Raw genomic sequence first — 17,546 nt, 5'->3', positions numbered from 1 at the left:
GGGGGAAACAGCCTTCACCCAAGGCTACCGCAACCACTTCCAGGCCACCCCCTGGGACACCCCGCACCGCCCAGCCCTGCGCCATCCCAAGCCCCGGGTGCTGGGCCAGCAGACCGCGGTGGTCACCGGCCCCGCCGGCGAAGAAATCCACTGCGACGCCCAGGGCCGGATCAAGGTCCAGTTCCACTGGGACCGCGAAGGCCAGGCCGACGCCCACACCAGCTGCTGGCTGCGGGTGGCCAGCAGCTGGGCCGGCAACCACTGGGGCAGCGTCACCATCCCGCGCATCGGCATGGAAGTACTGGTCAGCTTCCTCGAAGGCGACCCGGACCAGCCACTGGTCTCCGGCTGTCTGTACAACAGCGCCCACCCGGTGCCCTGTGAGCTGCCCGAGCACAAGACCCGCAGCCTGTTCAAGAGCCTGAGCAGCCCCGGCGGTAACGGCTTCAACGAACTGTGCATCGAAGACCGGGCCGGTGAAGAACAGATCTTCATCCACGCCCAGCGCGACTGGGACCAGAACATCCAGCACGACCAGCGCATCCGCGTCGGCAACGAGCGCCACGAACGCATCGAAGCCAATCGCTACACCGAGAACCTGGCCGAAGAGCACCACCGCACCCACGCCGACCGCAGAACGGAAATCAAGGCGGATGATCATATGACTGTCGGTGGCACCCGCCACACCCAGCTCGACCAAGGCGTTTTCATCGAGGCTGGCCGGGAGATCCACTACCACGCCGGCGACAAGGTGGTGATCGACGCCGGCATGGAGCTGACCGCCAGCGGCGGCGGCAGCTTCCTCAAGCTGGATCCCAGCGGCGCCACCCTAAGCGGACCCGTCATCCGCATCAACGCAGGCGGCGCCGCCGGTCGCGGTTCGGGGCTGGGCATTCTCACTCCTAGCGTGCCCACCATGGCAGCCATGGACCGCAGCGGCGCGCTGCTGAGCATGCTGACTCACGAGAAATATGATGAACAGTGCCGGTTCATGACTTGCCACGGCAAACCGGTGCCGGACCTGACAGCAGCTCTACTGATACCCGGGCAAAGCGCACCCCTGAAATTCCGGACGGATAACGACGGCTTTTCCAGCCGGATCATCACCGAGCAGGCTGAAACTCTGGAAGTTCATCTCCTGTGGGACGAACTCGAGATCCCGGATGGCGCAGATGATTATCTGAAGAGCAGAAACCATGACTGAGGCATTCGCCGTACTGAATACGAATACGAGCCCCGACTCGGTGCAAGACATTCCTGTGGGCTGCAACGAGCTGTGGTCGCTAGGCCAGCAAGAGGCTATTCGCCGTCTCAGCAAACAGCGCACCTGCCTCCTAACGAAAAGCCAGCGCCGGGTACTCGTTGCTGGTTTCAGTGCGCGTGCCGCTCGGATAGCAGCCACATACGCCCATTTCTACCTAGAAACGGAGGGCGGCGGCAAGCCGGAGTTGAAGGGTCGTTTCTATTGGATGGGACTGGCAGCTTTTGCCAGCAAGCAGGTGAAATGTGGCCTCGATTTCATGGCTTACAGCAGCCTGTTGCCTCATGGAGCCACTGCCACGCATGTCAGCAAAGACGCACTTGGCAAAGGCAACTTCTGGTTATTCCAGGATATCTTCGTATGGCACTGGTTCTATGTTCACTTTTCTGAACAGTTTGATGACTGTGCCCCACAACGAGACGCCTCCAACAGCGTGGAAAGTATCCGGAGTCACCTGTCTGCACTTCCCTGGGCGACTGAAGCGCTGCCCAAATTAAACAATCTTAGGCTGACTCCAGAAATTGCCAAGGCATTTAAATACGTACGGGATTTTGAAAACTCCTCTGACCTGAGCCTTCGGCGCGAGGCGCAGCTGGAATCGCTTCTGGCAATAGCAAACCATGAACAGAAAAAGATACTTCAGCCTCTAATCTATGAGAGCTGGGCCTTCAGGAAATCGCTTGATTTCCAGGCGCTCGTTGAAGACCTTCCGATGGTCCCTAGAAGGGTAGCTGCATTCACTGCAGCCTGCGATATAAAAAATACCGAACTTCGTGTGGAAATGGAAAGTTCGGGCAGGCTGTATGAAGTAGCAGACCGTATGAACTTCATAGGTGACATCGCCGAGCAATTTCATAGGCTGATGGAAATCCGCAAGCATTATATGGAAGACACCATTAAAGAGTTGGCCGGCTGGGGAGAGAGCTCATGAAGAAGATCATAGCCGCACTGGCTACAGCCTTTTTTCTGTCAGCCTGTGACGTTGCAAATAGAAACACTGACGAAGGAAATAGCATGCCCGCTGTACAGAACATCATCATCCATATGAACGAGCCTGTCTCTGGACTGCTGGAGCGTACCCCTTCCACCTTCAGTGCAGACTGCCTGCAACCGGCGAAGGTCTGCTGGTACAAGTTCCGCAAACCCTTTTCGTCCGGGAACCTTCCCTCTGTCACCGTTATGGATGGTGTCGCCCCCCTTATCGTTCTGGATGACACTGCGGGTATAACCATAGTTATTGATCAAGAGCTGGGGAATGAAATCCGCGATATCAGTTTCTCGGTCAAAGGCCTGCCGGATAACACTCTTCACAGTGCCAACAAGGACAATATATACCGGCTCATTCAAGGGTTAATGAAACAGGGCTGGGATCATATGTACCATTTCCCGGCCCCGCGTATTCCCGGCGATCAGGCTGCACAGATTGCCAATGCCCGCAGTCACAGCCTTGCCCACCCATGGTTCGATCCACGATATGAAGCCTCTCTCGAACACTGGATTAAGTTTCAGAACAGCTACCACTGGCACTTTCACAAGAACGGCCACTACCTGAATTTGAAGGTGCGTAGAGAGGACTCGGAAACGGAGCCGCTTGAAGCCGGTACCTATCTTACGAGCCTTGAACTGATGACTGAAGAAAGCTACTGGCGCAAGCACTTCGAACATGAACAGAAAGTGCAATGGAAGGAGCTTCTTCCCGAGCTTCTCGAACACTATCGCCGGCAACGGGCAAGCCATGAAGAACAGGCCAGAGCGGCCGGCATACGGATCGAGCACAGCTATCGCGACCCGTACATACATGTGCTTGCAAAGCAGAACGACAACTGAAATCCCCGCAAGGTAAAGCGCCATGAACTGGAAACTCTACTCCGCACTCACCCTTTCGTTACTGCTGGTGCTCAGCGCTGGCTGCAGCAGCAACAAGAAGGACTACCGCCCGCTCGGCGAGCCCACGGCCGGTCGCGGCCTCTGATCGACAGGAGCAAAACAGGCATGGAACTGGTTTTTGACATGGTCAGCGCACCGCAACCGCTCGATGGAAGCGCGGCGAGCAAGACCTTCAGGCTGGCAGGAGGCATCATCGGACGTGCCGAGGGGTGCGACTGGGTGCTGCCGGATCGCAACCGGGTGGTATCAGGCAAGCATGCAATGGTGACCTTCGACAATGGCGCCTTCTATCTGACCGATACCAGCAGCAACGGCATCCACCTCAAGGACAGCGGCATGCCCATGGTCAAGGGCGAGCCGGTACGCATCGAGCATGGCCAGGTGTTCTGTCTGGGCGACTACCAGATCCGTGCGCGGCTGCGGCAGGACCCCAGCGAGTTCGACTCCGCCCTGCCACACAGCCAGTCCACTGGCAACATCATTCCCGACGATGCCTTTCTCGATCTGGACCCGCTGAATGCTCTGGATCAGCAGGAAGAGCGCCAGTACCGGGACGAGCTGTCCTGGGGGCTGCCCGCTGAATCCGCCGAGCAACCCCACGATTACGCTCGTATCGATATGGAGCGACTGCCGGTCCCCGAGCTGGTTCCGCCCCCGACCGCGCCGGTCGAGCCGCCCGTGTCCGCCGCCGAACCGGCGCTCGCCGATACCTTCTGGGCCAGATACTCCCAGGCCCTGGGTGTCAGCCTGGATGGACTGCCGGATGACCAGCGCGAGGCCCTGGCCATCGCCGCAGCCACCCTGCTCAGGCAATGTGTCAGCCATCTGCAGCAGAGCCTGAAGACCCGCAGCGAGCTGAAGAGCGAGCTGCGTCTGGCCCAGACCACGGTTCAGACCGCCGGCAACAATCCGCTCAAGCACGCTGCGGACAGCAGTGAGGCCCTGACCCTGATGCTGCGCGGCAAGGAGCCGGGGCAACTGTCCGCCACACAGGCGGTAGCCCGTGCCTACCGTGACCTGCAGGCCCATCAGGTGGCCCTCAGTGCCGCCAGTCGAGCAGCGCTGCGGGGCATGCTGGAACATTTTTCACCGGAACAGCTGAACCTGCGTTTCGAGCGCGAAGGCAAGGGCCTGCTCAACACCAACGGCGCCCGCTGGAAGGCCTACACCCGTTTCCATCAGGCGATCCAGGCCGAGGAGGACTGGAGCAAGCGCCTTTTCGCCCGCGACTTTGCCAATGCCTACGAAGAACAGATCCGCCTGATCGCCACCCTCAACATGGATACCCAAGGATGACTGCCATGCTGCGTATCGCCTTGACCGCTCTGGTACTTGTGACACTGGCCGGCTGTGCCCTGAAACAGAATCCGCCTGCCACGCGGATCGACCTGCACCTGACCGGCAGCGACCGGCTCAACCCGGATCTGCATGGGCGTCCCTCGCCCATAGTGCTGCGCCTGTATGAACTGAAGAACCCGGTGACCTTCGAGCATGCCGAGTTCTTTTCCCTGTATCAGCAGCCCCAGGAAACCCTGGCGCTGGACCTGATCGCCCACGAGGAGCTGGAGCTGCGGCCCGGCCAGAGCCAGGAGCTGAATCTGCTGACCACCGCTGAAGGCACCTATCTCGGCGTACTGGCGGCCTATCGCAATCTGCCGGAGGCACGCTGGCAACAGGTGATTCCCCTGCGTGTGGGCCAGCTCAATCAGTTGCATCTGCAGCTCGATGAACTGGGCATCAGCGACAACGACCATGCCCGCGCCCCGAGGAACTGATGCATGATGATCAGCAGAGTTGTCTGGCATGAGGGGATGCTGCTGCGGCCCCAGCATTTCCAGCAGAACGACAGGTACTACGATCACCAGCTGAAGGCGCGGACCCAGCTGCTGCACAGCTGCGCCCATGGCTTCTTCAATCTCGAGATCGACCATCAGTTCCTGGCCATGGGCAAGCTGGTTCTGAGCCAGGCCAGTGGCATCCTGCCCGACGGCAGCCTGTTCGAACTGGGATCAGGACACAGCCCGCTGTCGCTGGATGTGCCGCCCAACACCAGCAACTGCGCGGTATGGCTGGCCCTGCCGCTGGTAACCGGCAACCACGTCGAGGCCCGACGCCCCCAGCAGCAGGATGTGCTGGCCCGCTACACGGTGCATGACCGGGACGTCAGTGACTCCAATGCCGGGGATGATGGCACCGCCGTGGTCAGCTGCGCCCAGCCGGACTTCCGTCTGCTGCTGGGCGAGCAGCCCGATGCCCAGGCTTACGTGCGCCTGCAACTGTGCCAGATACTGGATACCACACCCGATGGGGTGGTCAGTCTGGATACCGAGTTCGTGCCGAGCTTCCTGCACGTCCAGGCCAGCCAGTTCCTGCAGTCCTGCCTGAAGGAAGTGATCAGCATGCTCAGCCACCGCGGCGACATCCTCGCCGAACGGATCCGCGCGGCGGGCCGGGTGAGCGGCGCGGAATTCGGCGACTTCGCCATGCTGCAGCTGATCAACCGGCACGAGCCGATGCTGCGCCATTACATGGGCCAGGAGCACCTGCATCCGGAACAGCTGTACCGGGAGCTGCTGGGGCTCTTCGGCGAGCTGTCTACCTTCGCCGGCGATGCCCGCCGGCCACGTCTGGACAGCCGCTATCAGCACAGCGATCAGGGCAGCAGTTTCCGCCGTCTGATGGAGGCGCTGCGCCAGTCGCTTTCCATGGTGCTGGAACAGCACGCAGTGGAACTGGCCCTGCAGCAGCGCCAGTACGGCATTCAGGTGTCGCCGCTGCACGACCACAAGTTGCTGGACACCGCCTCCTTCGTATTGGCTGCCAGCGCCCAGTGCGATTCCGAAGAACTGCGCCAGCGCCTGCCGGCGCATCTGAAGGTCGGTCCGGTCGAACGGATCCGCCAGCTGGTCAATCTGCATCTGCCTGGCATCAAGGTCAGACCGCTGCCGGTGGCGCCCCGGCAGATCCCCTTCCATTCCGGCAAGACCTACTTCGCCCTCGAGCTCAATTCCGAAGAGATGGCGCAGCTCGAGCGCTCCGGGGGTTTCGCCTTCCACGTTTCCGGCGACTTCCCCGGACTTGAACTCACATTCTGGGCCATCAGGAACTGAACCCCATGATCAAGGATATGGACTACAGCCAGGACGACCGCACGGTCATTCTCAATCGCAGCGGCGAGCTGCCGGCACGTACACCGCTGACCGATTTCGCCGCCGCGCCGAAGATGGAAAGGATAGAGCAGCGCATGGTGTACGCCGCTCGCCGGCACGATGCAGGCAATTTCAATCCCAGCCTGAACCCGCTGATCTCCCTCGCCGCCACCCTGCTGTCCGAGGTGGTGCGGCTGAAGAACACCTACCAGGCCGAGGATCTGCACGGCCTCAAGGAGCGCCTGAGTTCCGAGATCCGCCTGTTCGAGCACCAGGCGCTGCAGGACAGCGGCGACAGCAGCGAGGTAATGGCCGCCCGCTACGTGCTCTGCACGGCCATCGACGAGGCCGTGGCCACCACTCCCTGGGGCAACGAAAGCGCCTGGTCGCAGATGAGCCTGCTGAGCAGCTTCCACAATGAAACCTTCGGTGGCGAGAAATTCTTTCAGCTGCTCGAGCGGCTGTCGCGCAACCCGGTCAAGCATCTGCACCTGCTGGAGCTGATGTACCTGTGCCTGTCCCTGGGCTTCGAGGGCAAGTACCGCGTCATGCCCCGGGGAACGCTGGAGCTGGAGGTCATCCGCGACAGTCTGTATCGGCAGATCCGCCAGCTGCGCGGGGATGTACCCAGCGAGATCTCGCCCCACTGGCAGGGCCTGCAGGGCGAGCGCGGCCAGTTCGTGCGGGCTGCGCCCTGGTGGGCGGTCACCCTGTTCACCCTGATGTGCCTGGGGGTGATCTATGGCGGTTTCAGCTGGGTGCTCCGGGAGCAGCGCCAACATGTTCTTCAGGAGTTCGTACAGGGCAGTCCGGCCTCGCTGGCCGACACCACCTTCAGGGATGATCTGCAATGAATGCCAAATCCATACTCTTCAAAGCACTGCGCATGGTCCGCCAGGGCTGGGCCTGGAGCCTGATCCTGGTGCTGGGCCTGGCGGTGATTGTCTGGACCCTGGGCCCGGCCCTGGCCATCAATGATCACAAGCCCTGGGGCAGCGCCGGCGCCCGCTGGCTGACCATCAGTGCCCTGCTGCTGGGCTGGGGTCTGAGTCTGGTGTTCGCCAACTGGAAGAAGCAGCGCCGACTGAAGACCGAGGAAAGCGACAGCGAAGCCCAGGAGCGCCTGCGCCGGGAGAACCTGATCGTCGAGGAACAGCTCGAGCTGCACAGCCGCTACAAGCAGGCCCTGCGTACCCTCAGCCGTTCGAGCCTGTACAAGGGTCGCAGTGAACGCTGGCGCCGGGAGCTGCCCTGGTACCTGCTGCTCGGCCCCGAGGGCAGCGGCAAGACCAGCCTGCTGGAGTTCTCCGGGCTGGATTTCCCGCTCAATGCCCGTGATCAGCAGGGTGTCACCAACGAGGTCGCCGGTACCCGTTATGCCGACTGGTACTTCGCCGAACATGCGGTATTGATCGACAGCAGCGGACGCTATCTCAGCCAACCCGATCCCCAGGTTGACAGCCTTGGCTGGAATACCCTGCTGGGGCTGCTGCGCAACCGCAGACAGCGTTCGCTCAATGGCGTGCTGATCAACCTGCCGGTCGATCTGCTGCTGGGCGAGAACCAGCAGGCGCTGGAAAACCAGGCGCGGCAGATCCGCCAGCGGCTGCTGGAAATCAACCGCCGGCTCGGCATGGAGGTGCCGGTCTATCTGGTTCTGAGCAAGGCCGACCTGCTGCTCGGCTTCGACGAGTACTTCGACAACCTGTCCAGCGACGAGAATGATCAGGTACTGGGCGTGAGCTTCCGCAAGGACCAGGATGGCACCGACCTGCAGGTCGTGCGCCAGCAATTCCAAGACCTGCTGCAGCGTCTCAACAGCCAGGTGATCATGCGCCTGCATCAGGAGCGGGACATCGGCCGCCGCGGACGCATCCTCGATTTTCCGCATCAGCTGGGCCGCCTGGGCGAACCCCTGAGCCTGCTGATCGAGCTGGCCTTCGCCGGCAACCGCTACCAGAGCGCCGCCCAGCTGCGCGGCTTCTATCTGACCAGCGCGCCGAGCGTGCGCGGCGGTCTCGACCCGCTCACCGCCAGCATCGGCCGCAACCTCGGCCCGGGCAGCGCGGCGGTACCCGCCGCCCGCAGCGGCCGCCCGCGCTTCATCCGTCACCTGCTCAGCCGGGTGATCTTCCCCGAGGCGGAGCTCGCCGGGCTGGATGAGCGCGAGGTGAAACGCATCCACTGGCGCCAGCGCCTGATGTTCGGAACCGCCGCCGCCTGCCTGATAGTCGCCGGGCTGGCCTGGGCCAACAGTTTTTCGGCCAACCACCAGCGGCTCGAGCAGCTGCGCAGCATCGCCCAGCAGCTCAAGCAGGATCAGCAGCACCTGCAGACCCGGAAACACACCGAGGGCATGCTGCGGGTTCTGGACAGCAGCCACGCCGCCAGCCGGGTCTATGTCGGCCGCGCCGATGCCCGCTGGCGCGAGCGGGCCGGGCTCTATCAGGGCGAAGCGGTGAATCCGACACTGCACCGCGCCTACCGGGACCAGCTGGAGAAGCTGCTGCTGAAGAATGTGGCGCTGCGCCTGGAATCCCGGATTGAGGCCAGCCTGCATGACCGTGAACAGCTGTTCAACAACCTGCGCGCCTACCTGATGCTCGGCATGCCGGGGCGCCGTGACCGTCAGTGGCTGCAGGAATGGATGGCCGAGGACTGGTCCCAGCGCTTCGCCGGCAATACGCCCATGCAGGCCAGCCTGAACGCGCACTTCAGTCGCCTGCTGGAACAACCGTTCCGTCCCTACGCACTGGATGCGCGCCTGATCAGTGATGCCCGCCGCGAATTGCGCCGCGAGTCGCTGGCCAGCGTGCTGTACCGCACCCTGGTGGAGCAGTCCGGCAGCCTGCCGGAGTACCGCCTGATCAACCACCTGGGGCCCCGCGGTGCCCTGCTGACCAGCAACCAGAACACCCTGCCCGGTTTCTACACCCGCAGCGGCTACCAGCAGATGTTCCTCGCCCGCGGCAATGATCTGGTGCAGGACATGCTGCGCGACAACTGGGTTCTCGGTGGCGATGACGAGCTGAGCAGCCAGGACCGCAACCGGCTGATGCTGGAGATGGAGCAGCTGTACTTCGAGGATTACGCCCATCACTGGGGCGAGCTGCTCGGCCGCATCGCGCTGGACCCGCTGCCCGACGCCCAGCAGGCGGCCCAGAACATGAGCATACTGGCTGCCGCCAACTCGCCCCTGGTCAAGCTGCTGGAGCAGGTGCGCAACAACACCCTGCTGACGGATGACACCGCCACCCCCAACCGCGCCATGCGCAGCATGGAGCGCCGCTTCGAGCCGCTGCACCAACTGCTGGATCAGGACGCCAGCCCCGGGCCCGAGCTGCTCCAGGCACTCCAGGCGCTGGACGCCATGCACCTGCAGTTCAGCGGTCTGGCCCAGGCCAGTGCGCCGGGTCAGGCGGCCTTCGATATGGCACGCAGCCGTATCGGTGGCCAGGCTGACGCCATCAGCCAGCTGCGCACCGCCGCCGCCCGCCTGCCGCTGCCAGCGGGCAAGTGGCTCACCGAACTGGCCGGTGACAGCTGGATGCTGGTGCTCGATGAGGCCTACAAGCATCTGAATCAGCGCTACCGCAGTGAACTGCTGGCCAGCTGGCGCAACTCCGTCGGTCAGCGCTATCCCTTCAGCCGTGACAGCGAGAGCGAGGTAACCCTCAGCGACTTCCGCGAGTTCTTCCGCAGCCGCGGTACCGCCGAGCAGTTCTTCGAGCAGTATCTGCAGCCCTTCGTCAGCAGCAGCGCCCGGGGCTACCAGATCCGCCAGGTGGACGGCCGGGGTCTGCCGATCTCCCGGGAGCTGCTGGCGCAGATGGGCCGGGCCGAACGGATCCGGCGCAGCTTCTTCGCCGAGAATCCCAACGAGCCCCAGGTGCAGTTCCGCCTGGAGCCCTTCTTCCTCGACTCCAACCTGGGGCGGGCCAGTCTGCGCCTCGGCTATCAGAACATGGAGTACCGTCACGGCCCGATAGTGCAGACCGCCTTCCGCTGGCCGGTGGACAACGAGGGCGGACGCGCCAGCCTGGTGCTCGAGGATCTGGGTGGCAAGCGCATGTCGCTGGATCACAATCGCGGCGTCTGGTCGCTGTTCCGGCTGCTCGACGAGCTCCAGGTGGACTACCACTCGGATCGCGACGTGCTGCTGCTCAAGGCGGATCTGGGCGGCATGCGTGCCCATTACCTGCTGCACAGTCAGCGCTCGCCGAACCCGTTCGACCTGAGCCTGCTGCGCGGCTTCAGCCTGCCGGCCCGGTTGTGATGGATCTGCTCAGCGCCTGGCGCAGCCATGCCAGAACGGATCCCGGCAAGGTCCGCAGCCACAACGAGGACGCCTTTCTGGCCCTGCCGGAACGCGGGCTCTGGGTGGTCGCCGACGGCATGGGCGGGCATCAGAACGGCGCCCTGGCCAGCCGCCTGATAGTCGAGCACCTCGCCGAGCTGCCCGGCGGCAGCGACCTGGATCGGCGCGTGCAGCAGGTGCGCCGGACCCTGCACCTGCTCAACCGGCGCCTGAGCCGGGAACTGACCCTGATCAGCGGACAGCCCGAACCTGTCATGGGCAGCACCGTGGTGGTACTGCTGGTGGAGGAGGACCGCGCGGCCTGCATCTGGGCCGGCGACAGCCGCTGCTACCTGTGGCGCAGCGGCGGCCTCTACCAGATCACCCGGGACCACTCGCTGCGGCAGCAACTGATCGACGAGCGGCAGCTGAGCCCGGAGCAGGCCGCCGCCCACCCCTCCGCGCACGCCCTGACCCGGGCGGTCGGCGCCAGCGAGGATCTGGCACTGGATGTGGTCGAGTTCAACGTTTATCCCGGCGATACCCTGCTGCTGTGCAGCGACGGCCTGTACCAGAGCCTGAGCGGCTCCGAACTGGGCAGCGCGCTCAATCGACCCTCGCCCCAGCTGGCGCTGGAGCGTCTTTTCGAACAGGCCCTGGCCGGACCCGCCCGGGACAACCTCAGTGCCGTGGTCATCCGCCGCTGACATGCAACAGGAGCACAACATGGAAGCCCCCAGCGCAACCGCCATCACCCCTCCGGCCACCACACGCGGGAAGAAGGAGTTCGTTCCGCCCGGTCCGGTGCCGGAGGTGCTGAGCAAGCGCTATCGCATCGAACGCCTGCTGGGCGTGGGCGGCATGGGCGCGGTCTACCGGGCACGCGACCTGCTGCGCGAGCAGTTCGGTGACCCCGAACCCTGGGTGGCGGTAAAGGCGCTCAACGACACCTTCGCCGAGTACCCCGACGCCCATGCCCTGCTGTACAGCGAGTTCGCCCTGACCAGCCGCCTGCGCCACGCCCATGTGGTCCAGCTCTACGGATTTCATACCGATGCCCGTTGCCGGCGCGCCTATATCACCATGGAACTGCTCAAGGGCCCCACCCTGGATGATCTGATCAGCGCCAATCCCGAGGGGCTGCCCTGGGAGCAGTTTCGGGAAATCGCCATGGCCCTGCTGCAGGCCCTGGCACATTCCCACGCCCGGGGTGTACTGCATGGCGACCTGAAACCCAGCAATGTGATGATGGCTGAAGACGGTCTGCGGTTGTTCGACTTCGGCCTGGGACAATCCATCGGTGATCGACTGCCCGGTCTTCCGCGCCTGAGCCGGGCACGACTGGCGGCCTGGACACCGCGTTATGCGGCCCTGGAGCTGCTCGACGGCGAGCCCCTGTCGGCTGCCGCCGACGTCTACGCAGCAGCCTGCGTGCTCTACGAGCTGTGCAGTGGTCATCACCCCTTCAGCCGGCTGACCGCCCGCCAGGCCATCCGCATGGGTCAGGACAAGACCCTGGAGCCGCCGCCGCGGCTTCCGCGCCATTGCTGGCCGGCACTGCGCCGCGCGCTGGCCTTCGAGCAGACCCAGCGGCCGGATATCCCTACACTGCTGGCGGCGTTCAGCCAGGCAGCTCCCTCGTTGCTGCATCGGGTGCTGCGCAGGCCCTGAGCCCTGCGCAGTACGCGCGGCCCTCGGTGCCGGGCATCGCCCTGCCACATCCGGTAGCAATTGACCGTCCCGCCAGACCTTCCATTCGTCCCCTGCCCATGTCAGCTTCTGCAAAGCTGGCCCATACTCGACAACAACAGGCCGATCAGCTCGGCACAGCTCCATCAGAGGTTCTGACGCATGTGGTACAACGGTTTTATTGATCCTTCCCCCTGGCAGCTGACTGCCATCATCCTGGTTCTGACCCATATCACCATCATCAGCGTAACCGTTTATCTGCACCGATATTCGGCCCACCGCTCCCTCGAGCTGCATCCTGTCCTGCAGCACTTCTTCCGTTTCTGGCTGTGGCTGACCACCAGCATGAATACCCGGGAATGGACCGCGATCCATCGCAAGCACCACGCCAAGTGCGAGACCCCGGAAGATCCGCACAGCCCGGTGCAGAAGGGCCTGGGCACGGTACTGCGCAAGGGCGCCGAGCTGTATATGGCCGAGGCGAAGAACCAGGACACCCTGCGGACCTACGGCAAGGGCTGCCCCGACGACTGGATCGAGCACAACCTCTACGGCCGCTTCCGCAACACCGGCATAGTGCTGATGCTGCTGATCGACCTGGCCCTGTTCGGCGTACTCGGGCTGACCGTATGGGCGGTGCAGATGATGTGGATTCCGCTGTTCGCCGCCGGGGTGGTCAATGGTCTGGGGCATGCCGTGGGCTACCGCAACTTCGAGTGCAAGGACGCGGCCACCAACATCCTGCCCTGGGGTGTGCTGATCGGCGGCGAAGAGCTGCACAACAATCACCACACCTATCCCAACTCCGCCAAGCTGTCGGTGAAGAAGTGGGAGTTCGACATGGGCTGGATGTGGATCCGCCTGTTCAGCCTGCTGGGACTGGCCCGGGTGCGCCGCGTCGCCCCCGTGCCCCATCGCGTGGAAGGCAAGCAGACGCTGGATCTGGATACCGCCAGAGCCATCCTGAACAACCGGTTCCAGGTCATGGCTCAGTACCGCAAGCAGGTCATGCTGCCGCTGCTGCGGCAGGAACGCCAGCGCGTGGACGACTCCGTCCGCCATCTGTTCCGCCGCGCCCGACGCCTGCTGGGTCGCGAAGCCAGCCTGCTGCAGCCCCACCAGCAGAAACGCGTACAGTCACTGCTGGAGCACAATCAGACGCTGCGCATCATTCACGAGAAACACGCCGCACTGCAGCAGATCTGGAACCGCACCAGCAGCAACGGCCATGAGATGGTTCAGGCACTCAAGGACTGGTGTGCCCAGGCCGAGGCGACACGCATCCGGGTATTGCAGGACTTCGCAGCTCATCTGCGCACCTACAGCCTGCAGCCCGGGACGGTCTGAGGCCGCTGCCGCTTCGCTGGCCTCCCCGGCCAGCTGAACTACACTGGCTCAGGCACGCTGCCGGCCCGCCAGGGTTGCCGTCGCCGACAGGCAGGGGCAACCCCGCCTGACCGGTGGCCCGTCTTTCCCTGGTACAGGAAACCGAGCCGTGACCCCAGCTGTAGATCCGTATTACCCCACTCCGCTGCACCCCTTGCATGCCCTGCTGCTAGCCGGCAGTCTTCCGCTGTTTCTCGGCACCCTGCTGAGCGACATCACCTACTACAACACCTATCAGATCCAGTGGAGCAACTTCGCCTCCTGGCTGCTGGCAGGCGCCCTGCTCCTCAGCGGGCTGGCCCTGCTCTGCGCGTTGATAGGACTGTTCCGCCGGGACCGGCGTCAGGGGCCGGCGCTGATGTATTTCGTCATGCTGCTGGCCGCCTGGATCCTCGGCTTCTTCAACGCGCTGATACATGCCCGTGACGCCTGGGCGATCATGCCCGGCGCCCTGGTGCTCTCGGTACTGGTGACGATTCTTGCCCTGGCTGCGGTATGGCTGGGTCTGTTCAGCCTGCGCGACGGGGGTGTGCGATGAGAAAAGCCGATCTCCTCGGGCTGATGGCCCTGGGCACCCTGCTCACCGCCTGCGGTGGCAACGACGAACCGCCGAGAAACTACGGTCCCGATCCGCATCTGCCGAACATCCAGCGCGGCCTGCTGCCAAGCATGAAAATTGCCGAACCGGCCGAATGGGGCGATCAGCAACCCCGGGTGCCGGATGGCTATCGAGTTACCGCCATCGCCACCGACCTGCTGATCCCCAGGCAGACCCTGGTGCTGCCCAACGGCGACATCCTGGTGGCCGAGGGCCGTGGCGGGGGTGCCCCGGCCCTCAAGCCCAAGGACGTGATTGCCGGTGTGATCAAGGCCAGGGGCACCACCTCGGTGGACAGCGGACATCGCCTGACCCTGCTGCGCGACGCCGATGGCGACGGCACCTACGAGCTGCAGACGGTATTCGCCGAGGACCTCAACGCCCCCTACGGCCTGGCACTGATCGGCAATGACCTGTACGTCGCCAACCAGGACGCCCTGGTCCGCTTCGATTACCGGGAAGGCCAGACCCAGGCTGGCGGCGCCCCGGAGAAGGTCATCGATCTGCCCTCGGAGATCAATCACCACTGGACCAAGGCCATGACCGCCAGCGCCGATGGCCGCTACCTGTATGTCGGCATAGGCTCCAACAGCAATATCACCGAGCGCGGCATGGAGGCCGAGGTGGATCGGGCCATGGTCTGGCAGATAGATGTGGAGACGGGCCACTATAAGCCCTATGCCACCGGGCTGCGCAACCCGACCGCACTGGCCATTCAGCCCGGTAGCGGCCGATTGTGGGCCGTGGTCAACGAGCGGGACGAGCTGGGCGAGGACCTGGTGCCGGACTACCTGACCTCCGTCCGGGAAGGCGGCTTCTACGGCTGGCCCTACGCCTACTGGGGCCAGAACGTGGACCCCCGGGTGCGTCCGCAGGACCCGGAAAAGGTCGCAGCATCCATAGCGCCGGATTACAGTCTGGGCGCCCACGTGGCGGCGCTGGGGCTGGACTTTTCCACACCGGCGATGGGTCCGGAGTTCGCTGAAGGCGTGTTCGTCGGTGAGCATGGCAGCTGGAACCGCAAGGAGCCAGCGGGCTACAAGGTGGTCTTCGTGCCCTTCAGCAACGGCGAGCCCGCCGGCGACCCGGTGGACTTCGTCTTCAACTTCTATGGCGAGGACGGCAAGACCCGCGGCCGACCGGTCGGCGTGACCGTAGACCCGGCGGGGGCCCTCATCGTTGCCGATGATCTGTCGAACACGGTCTGGAGGGTTACCCCGGAGCGTTAACAGGGTCGCAGATTCACCCTGTCGGGCGGGTCGCTTTCCCCGCCCGCAGGGTTTATTCTTGCCCTTCTGTCATGCGTTCATAGGGTTGCAACGGATGCGTACCTGTCTACTGAGCCTCGCCCTGCTGCTCGCCAGCCCAGCTGTGCTCGGCGCGACCATCTACAAATACACCGATGCCAACGGTGTTGTGACCTACACCGACCAGCGCGTTGAGGGAGCCCGGATCTTCCACTTCAACGACAACATGGTCGAGAACATCGATCGTCAGGTCTATGTAACCACGCGCAAACATGCGGGGGGCGACACCCTGGTGGTCAAGAACGAGCTCTACGCCCCCGTGGAGATCGAGCTGGAAATTACCGAGGCCAGACACGTTCTCGGCGTACCTGCCGAACCTGTGCGCTGGGTGCTGCCGCCCCGCGGCGAAATCCGCCTGCTGACCCTGGCCCCTGCCGGTACCGGCACCCCCCACTATCAGCACCGGCTGCGCTATGCGCTGGGCGATCCCCGCGCCCAGCCCCAGCCGGTCGCCTACCCGCTGCCCTGGCGGGGCGGTCCCTTCCGCATGACCCAGGGCCCCGGTGGGCGCTACAGCCACACCGGTCCCAAGGGGCGCTATGCCGTGGATATCGCCATGCCGGTCGGCACGCCCATAGTCGCGGCGCGCAGCGGCGTGGTAATCAAGACCGAGAACAATCAGAGCGGACGGGGCACCAACCCGGCGGGCAACTTCGTGCGGGTGCTGCATGACGACGGCACCATGGGGGTCTATCTGCACCTGAAGCAGGGCTCGGTCCAGGTCCGTGAGGGACAGTATGTGCGCACCGGGGACCTGCTGGCGCAGTCGGGAAATACCGGCAACAGCACAGGTCCGCATCTGCATTTCGTGGTGCAGAAGAACGTCGGACTGAATACGGTTTCCATCCCCTTCGACTTTGCCCAGCCGGTCAACAGCATGCCGAACTTCGCCGTGGGCGGCGAGCGCTGAACGCGCGAAAAAAGTTTTCGCTGCGGTGGAACTCCCGACAACCCAGGCGGTCCTAGCATCATGAACGGCTCGTCAGGCCCTTCATGCTCCTTGGATGTGATTTAGTGTTGGCAGAAACCGGGCACCTCTCCTAGCACAGCCCGGTTGTTGAACCCCGAACCTCCCTCCCCTATGAAGTTCGGGGTTTTTTTTATTCCTGCGGCGCAGGTTCCTCTGCGGACTCCTCCGGAAACAGCCATTGCTGCAACACCCCGTGGGCCTCCTCGACACCCATACGCTTGGGCGAGGAAAACAGCTGTACCGTGGCCCGGTTGCCGAACTCCCTGCGCACCCGGTTCTGCACCTTGAGCAGCTCCCCCTTGGCCGCACCGAAGGACAGCTTGTCCGCCTTGCTCAGCAGGATATGCACCGGCAGGCCGGCGGTATTGGCCCAGTCCAGCATCATGCAGTCGAAGGGCGACAGCGGGTGGCGGATGTCCATCACCAGCACCACTCCAGCCAGTGATTGGCGGCCGGTGAGGTAGGCATCCAGATGCTGCTTCCAGTGCTCCTTGAGTTCCAGCGGCACCTTGGCGTAGCCGTAGCCGGGCAGATCCACCAGGCGGCGCTGCTCATCCAGAGCGAAAAAATTGATCAGCTGGGTGCGCCCCGGTGTCTTGGAGGTACGCGCCAGGCGGGCGTGGGTCAGCGTATTCAACGCGCTCGACTTGCCGGCATTGGACCGGCCGGCGAAGGCCACTTCCAGGCCGATATCCTCGGGACACTGGTCGACCTTGCTGGCACTCTTGATGAAACTGGCGGTCTGGCAGAGTATTGCCAGGGGCGTTACTGAAGACATGGGATATCCGGTTCTGTGGCTTGGTGCATTCACGTTCGCGGCTAGCTTAGTATATAATGCCGCGGTTTTATATCGTGGCAGGGAGCTGCGACAGAATGACCATTGCGCTGCCCTCCGGCCGCCGCTAGCATGGGCGCTTATCCGTGCCTGCAGCTGGCTGGAATTGTCAGCAAGCATGCGAGGCGGCCTGCATAGAACGCGGTCAACAAGACCGGGCGCAGACC

Annotated in this window: 16 protein-coding genes; 15 read left to right on the top strand and 1 reads right to left on the bottom strand. The window is 63.7% G+C overall.

Annotated features, from left to right (window positions below):
* The 15 genes from tssI to BM046_RS11340 form a co-directional block, all read left to right on the top strand.
* The coding region (gene tssI / locus BM046_RS11405; protein WP_143084184.1) for a type VI secretion system tip protein TssI/VgrG at positions 1–1,204 on the top strand (1,204 nt) is incomplete at its 5' end.
* Positions 1,197–2,192, top strand: coding sequence for a DUF2515 family protein (locus tag BM046_RS11400; RefSeq protein ID WP_090539585.1), 996 nt, complete (start codon positions 1,197–1,199; stop codon positions 2,190–2,192). The genes tssI and BM046_RS11400, both read left to right, overlap by 8 nt.
* Positions 2,189–3,088, top strand: a complete 900-nt coding sequence (locus BM046_RS11395) for a hypothetical protein (protein ID WP_143084183.1) — start codon at positions 2,189–2,191, stop codon at positions 3,086–3,088. The genes BM046_RS11400 and BM046_RS11395 overlap by 4 nt, the downstream gene beginning before the upstream one ends.
* Before the next feature lie 22 nt (positions 3,089–3,110).
* Positions 3,111–3,233, top strand: a complete 123-nt coding sequence (locus BM046_RS16495) for a hypothetical protein (RefSeq protein ID WP_268875177.1) — start codon at positions 3,111–3,113, stop codon at positions 3,231–3,233.
* A 20-nt stretch (positions 3,234–3,253) separates the two neighbouring features.
* Positions 3,254–4,444 carry a type VI secretion system-associated FHA domain protein TagH gene (gene tagH / locus BM046_RS11390; protein WP_090539581.1) on the top strand — a complete coding sequence of 397 codons (1,191 nt, stop codon included), beginning with the start codon at positions 3,254–3,256 and terminating at the stop codon, positions 4,442–4,444.
* Positions 4,441–4,923 (top strand): type VI secretion system lipoprotein TssJ, encoded by a 483-nt coding sequence (tssJ, locus tag BM046_RS11385; protein ID WP_090539579.1) that lies wholly within the window; start codon positions 4,441–4,443, stop codon positions 4,921–4,923. The genes tagH and tssJ overlap by 4 nt, the downstream gene beginning before the upstream one ends.
* Before the next feature lie 3 nt (positions 4,924–4,926).
* Positions 4,927–6,258 carry a type VI secretion system baseplate subunit TssK gene (gene tssK, locus BM046_RS11380; protein ID WP_090539577.1) on the top strand — a complete coding sequence of 444 codons (1,332 nt, stop codon included), beginning with the start codon at positions 4,927–4,929 and terminating at the stop codon, positions 6,256–6,258.
* A gap of 5 nt (positions 6,259–6,263) precedes the next feature.
* Entirely contained in the window at positions 6,264–7,151 is an 888-nt protein-coding gene (icmH, locus tag BM046_RS11375) for a type IVB secretion system protein IcmH/DotU (RefSeq protein ID WP_090539575.1), read from the top strand.
* Positions 7,148–10,573 (top strand): type VI secretion system membrane subunit TssM, encoded by a 3,426-nt coding sequence (gene tssM / locus BM046_RS11370; RefSeq protein ID WP_235818632.1) that lies wholly within the window; start codon positions 7,148–7,150, stop codon positions 10,571–10,573. The genes icmH and tssM overlap by 4 nt, the downstream gene beginning before the upstream one ends.
* Positions 10,573–11,301 carry a PP2C family protein-serine/threonine phosphatase gene (locus tag BM046_RS11365; RefSeq protein WP_090539573.1) on the top strand — a complete coding sequence of 243 codons (729 nt, stop codon included), beginning with the start codon at positions 10,573–10,575 and terminating at the stop codon, positions 11,299–11,301. The genes tssM and BM046_RS11365 overlap by 1 nt, the downstream gene beginning before the upstream one ends.
* A 19-nt stretch (positions 11,302–11,320) precedes the next feature.
* Positions 11,321–12,265 carry a serine/threonine-protein kinase gene (locus BM046_RS11360; protein WP_235818631.1) on the top strand — a complete coding sequence of 315 codons (945 nt, stop codon included), beginning with the start codon at positions 11,321–11,323 and terminating at the stop codon, positions 12,263–12,265.
* A gap of 180 nt (positions 12,266–12,445) precedes the next feature.
* The gene (locus BM046_RS11355) at positions 12,446–13,630 is read left to right on the top strand and encodes a DesA family fatty acid desaturase (RefSeq protein WP_090539569.1); all 1,185 of its coding nucleotides are present in this window, start codon (positions 12,446–12,448) and stop codon (positions 13,628–13,630) included.
* 148 nt (positions 13,631–13,778) lie between these two features.
* A complete protein-coding gene (locus BM046_RS11350; protein ID WP_090539567.1) occupies positions 13,779–14,207 on the top strand; it encodes a DUF2231 domain-containing protein in 429 nt (142 codons plus the stop codon).
* On the top strand, positions 14,204–15,496 hold the full coding sequence (locus BM046_RS11345; protein WP_090539565.1) for a PQQ-dependent sugar dehydrogenase: 1,293 nt from the start codon (positions 14,204–14,206) through the stop codon (positions 15,494–15,496). Before BM046_RS11350 ends, BM046_RS11345 begins: the two co-directional genes overlap by 4 nt.
* A 94-nt stretch (positions 15,497–15,590) precedes the next feature.
* Positions 15,591–16,484: a peptidoglycan DD-metalloendopeptidase family protein gene (locus BM046_RS11340; protein WP_090539563.1), complete on the top strand. Its 894-nt coding sequence runs from the start codon at positions 15,591–15,593 to the stop codon at positions 16,482–16,484.
* A 190-nt stretch (positions 16,485–16,674) separates the two neighbouring features.
* Here BM046_RS11340 and yihA read toward each other — a convergent pair whose 3' ends face one another.
* Complete coding sequence (gene yihA / locus BM046_RS11335; protein WP_090539561.1) at positions 16,675–17,322, bottom strand: ribosome biogenesis GTP-binding protein YihA/YsxC; 648 nt, start codon at positions 17,320–17,322, stop codon at positions 16,675–16,677.
* Positions 17,323–17,546: the final 224 nt, after the last annotated feature.

It is taken from the genome of Halopseudomonas formosensis (genome assembly GCF_900115905.1).
Taxonomy (GTDB): domain Bacteria; phylum Pseudomonadota; class Gammaproteobacteria; order Pseudomonadales; family Pseudomonadaceae; genus Halopseudomonas; species Halopseudomonas formosensis.
This window is presented reverse-complemented; position numbering and strand designations above follow the sequence as displayed.

What these genes read in the sequence shown, in the direction of transcription:
- BM046_RS11365 (WP_090539573.1), top strand. Translation starts at nt 10,573, where the DNA reads ATGGATCTGCTCAGCGCCTGGCGCAGCCATGCCAGAACGGATCCCGGC.
- yihA (WP_090539561.1), bottom strand. Translation starts at nt 17,322, where the DNA reads ATGTCTTCAGTAACGCCCCTGGCAATACTCTGCCAGACCGCCAGTTTC.
- BM046_RS11400 (WP_090539585.1), top strand. Translation starts at nt 1,197, where the DNA reads ATGACTGAGGCATTCGCCGTACTGAATACGAATACGAGCCCCGACTCG.
- tagH (WP_090539581.1), top strand. Translation starts at nt 3,254, where the DNA reads ATGGAACTGGTTTTTGACATGGTCAGCGCACCGCAACCGCTCGATGGA.
- BM046_RS11340 (WP_090539563.1), top strand. Translation starts at nt 15,591, where the DNA reads ATGCGTACCTGTCTACTGAGCCTCGCCCTGCTGCTCGCCAGCCCAGCT.
- icmH (WP_090539575.1), top strand. Translation starts at nt 6,264, where the DNA reads ATGATCAAGGATATGGACTACAGCCAGGACGACCGCACGGTCATTCTC.
- BM046_RS16495 (WP_268875177.1), top strand. Translation starts at nt 3,111, where the DNA reads ATGAACTGGAAACTCTACTCCGCACTCACCCTTTCGTTACTGCTGGTG.
- BM046_RS11355 (WP_090539569.1), top strand. Translation starts at nt 12,446, where the DNA reads ATGTGGTACAACGGTTTTATTGATCCTTCCCCCTGGCAGCTGACTGCC.
- tssK (WP_090539577.1), top strand. Translation starts at nt 4,927, where the DNA reads ATGATGATCAGCAGAGTTGTCTGGCATGAGGGGATGCTGCTGCGGCCC.
- BM046_RS11360 (WP_235818631.1), top strand. Translation starts at nt 11,321, where the DNA reads ATGGAAGCCCCCAGCGCAACCGCCATCACCCCTCCGGCCACCACACGC.
- tssM (WP_235818632.1), top strand. Translation starts at nt 7,148, where the DNA reads ATGAATGCCAAATCCATACTCTTCAAAGCACTGCGCATGGTCCGCCAG.
- BM046_RS11395 (WP_143084183.1), top strand. Translation starts at nt 2,189, where the DNA reads ATGAAGAAGATCATAGCCGCACTGGCTACAGCCTTTTTTCTGTCAGCC.
- BM046_RS11345 (WP_090539565.1), top strand. Translation starts at nt 14,204, where the DNA reads ATGAGAAAAGCCGATCTCCTCGGGCTGATGGCCCTGGGCACCCTGCTC.
- tssJ (WP_090539579.1), top strand. Translation starts at nt 4,441, where the DNA reads ATGACTGCCATGCTGCGTATCGCCTTGACCGCTCTGGTACTTGTGACA.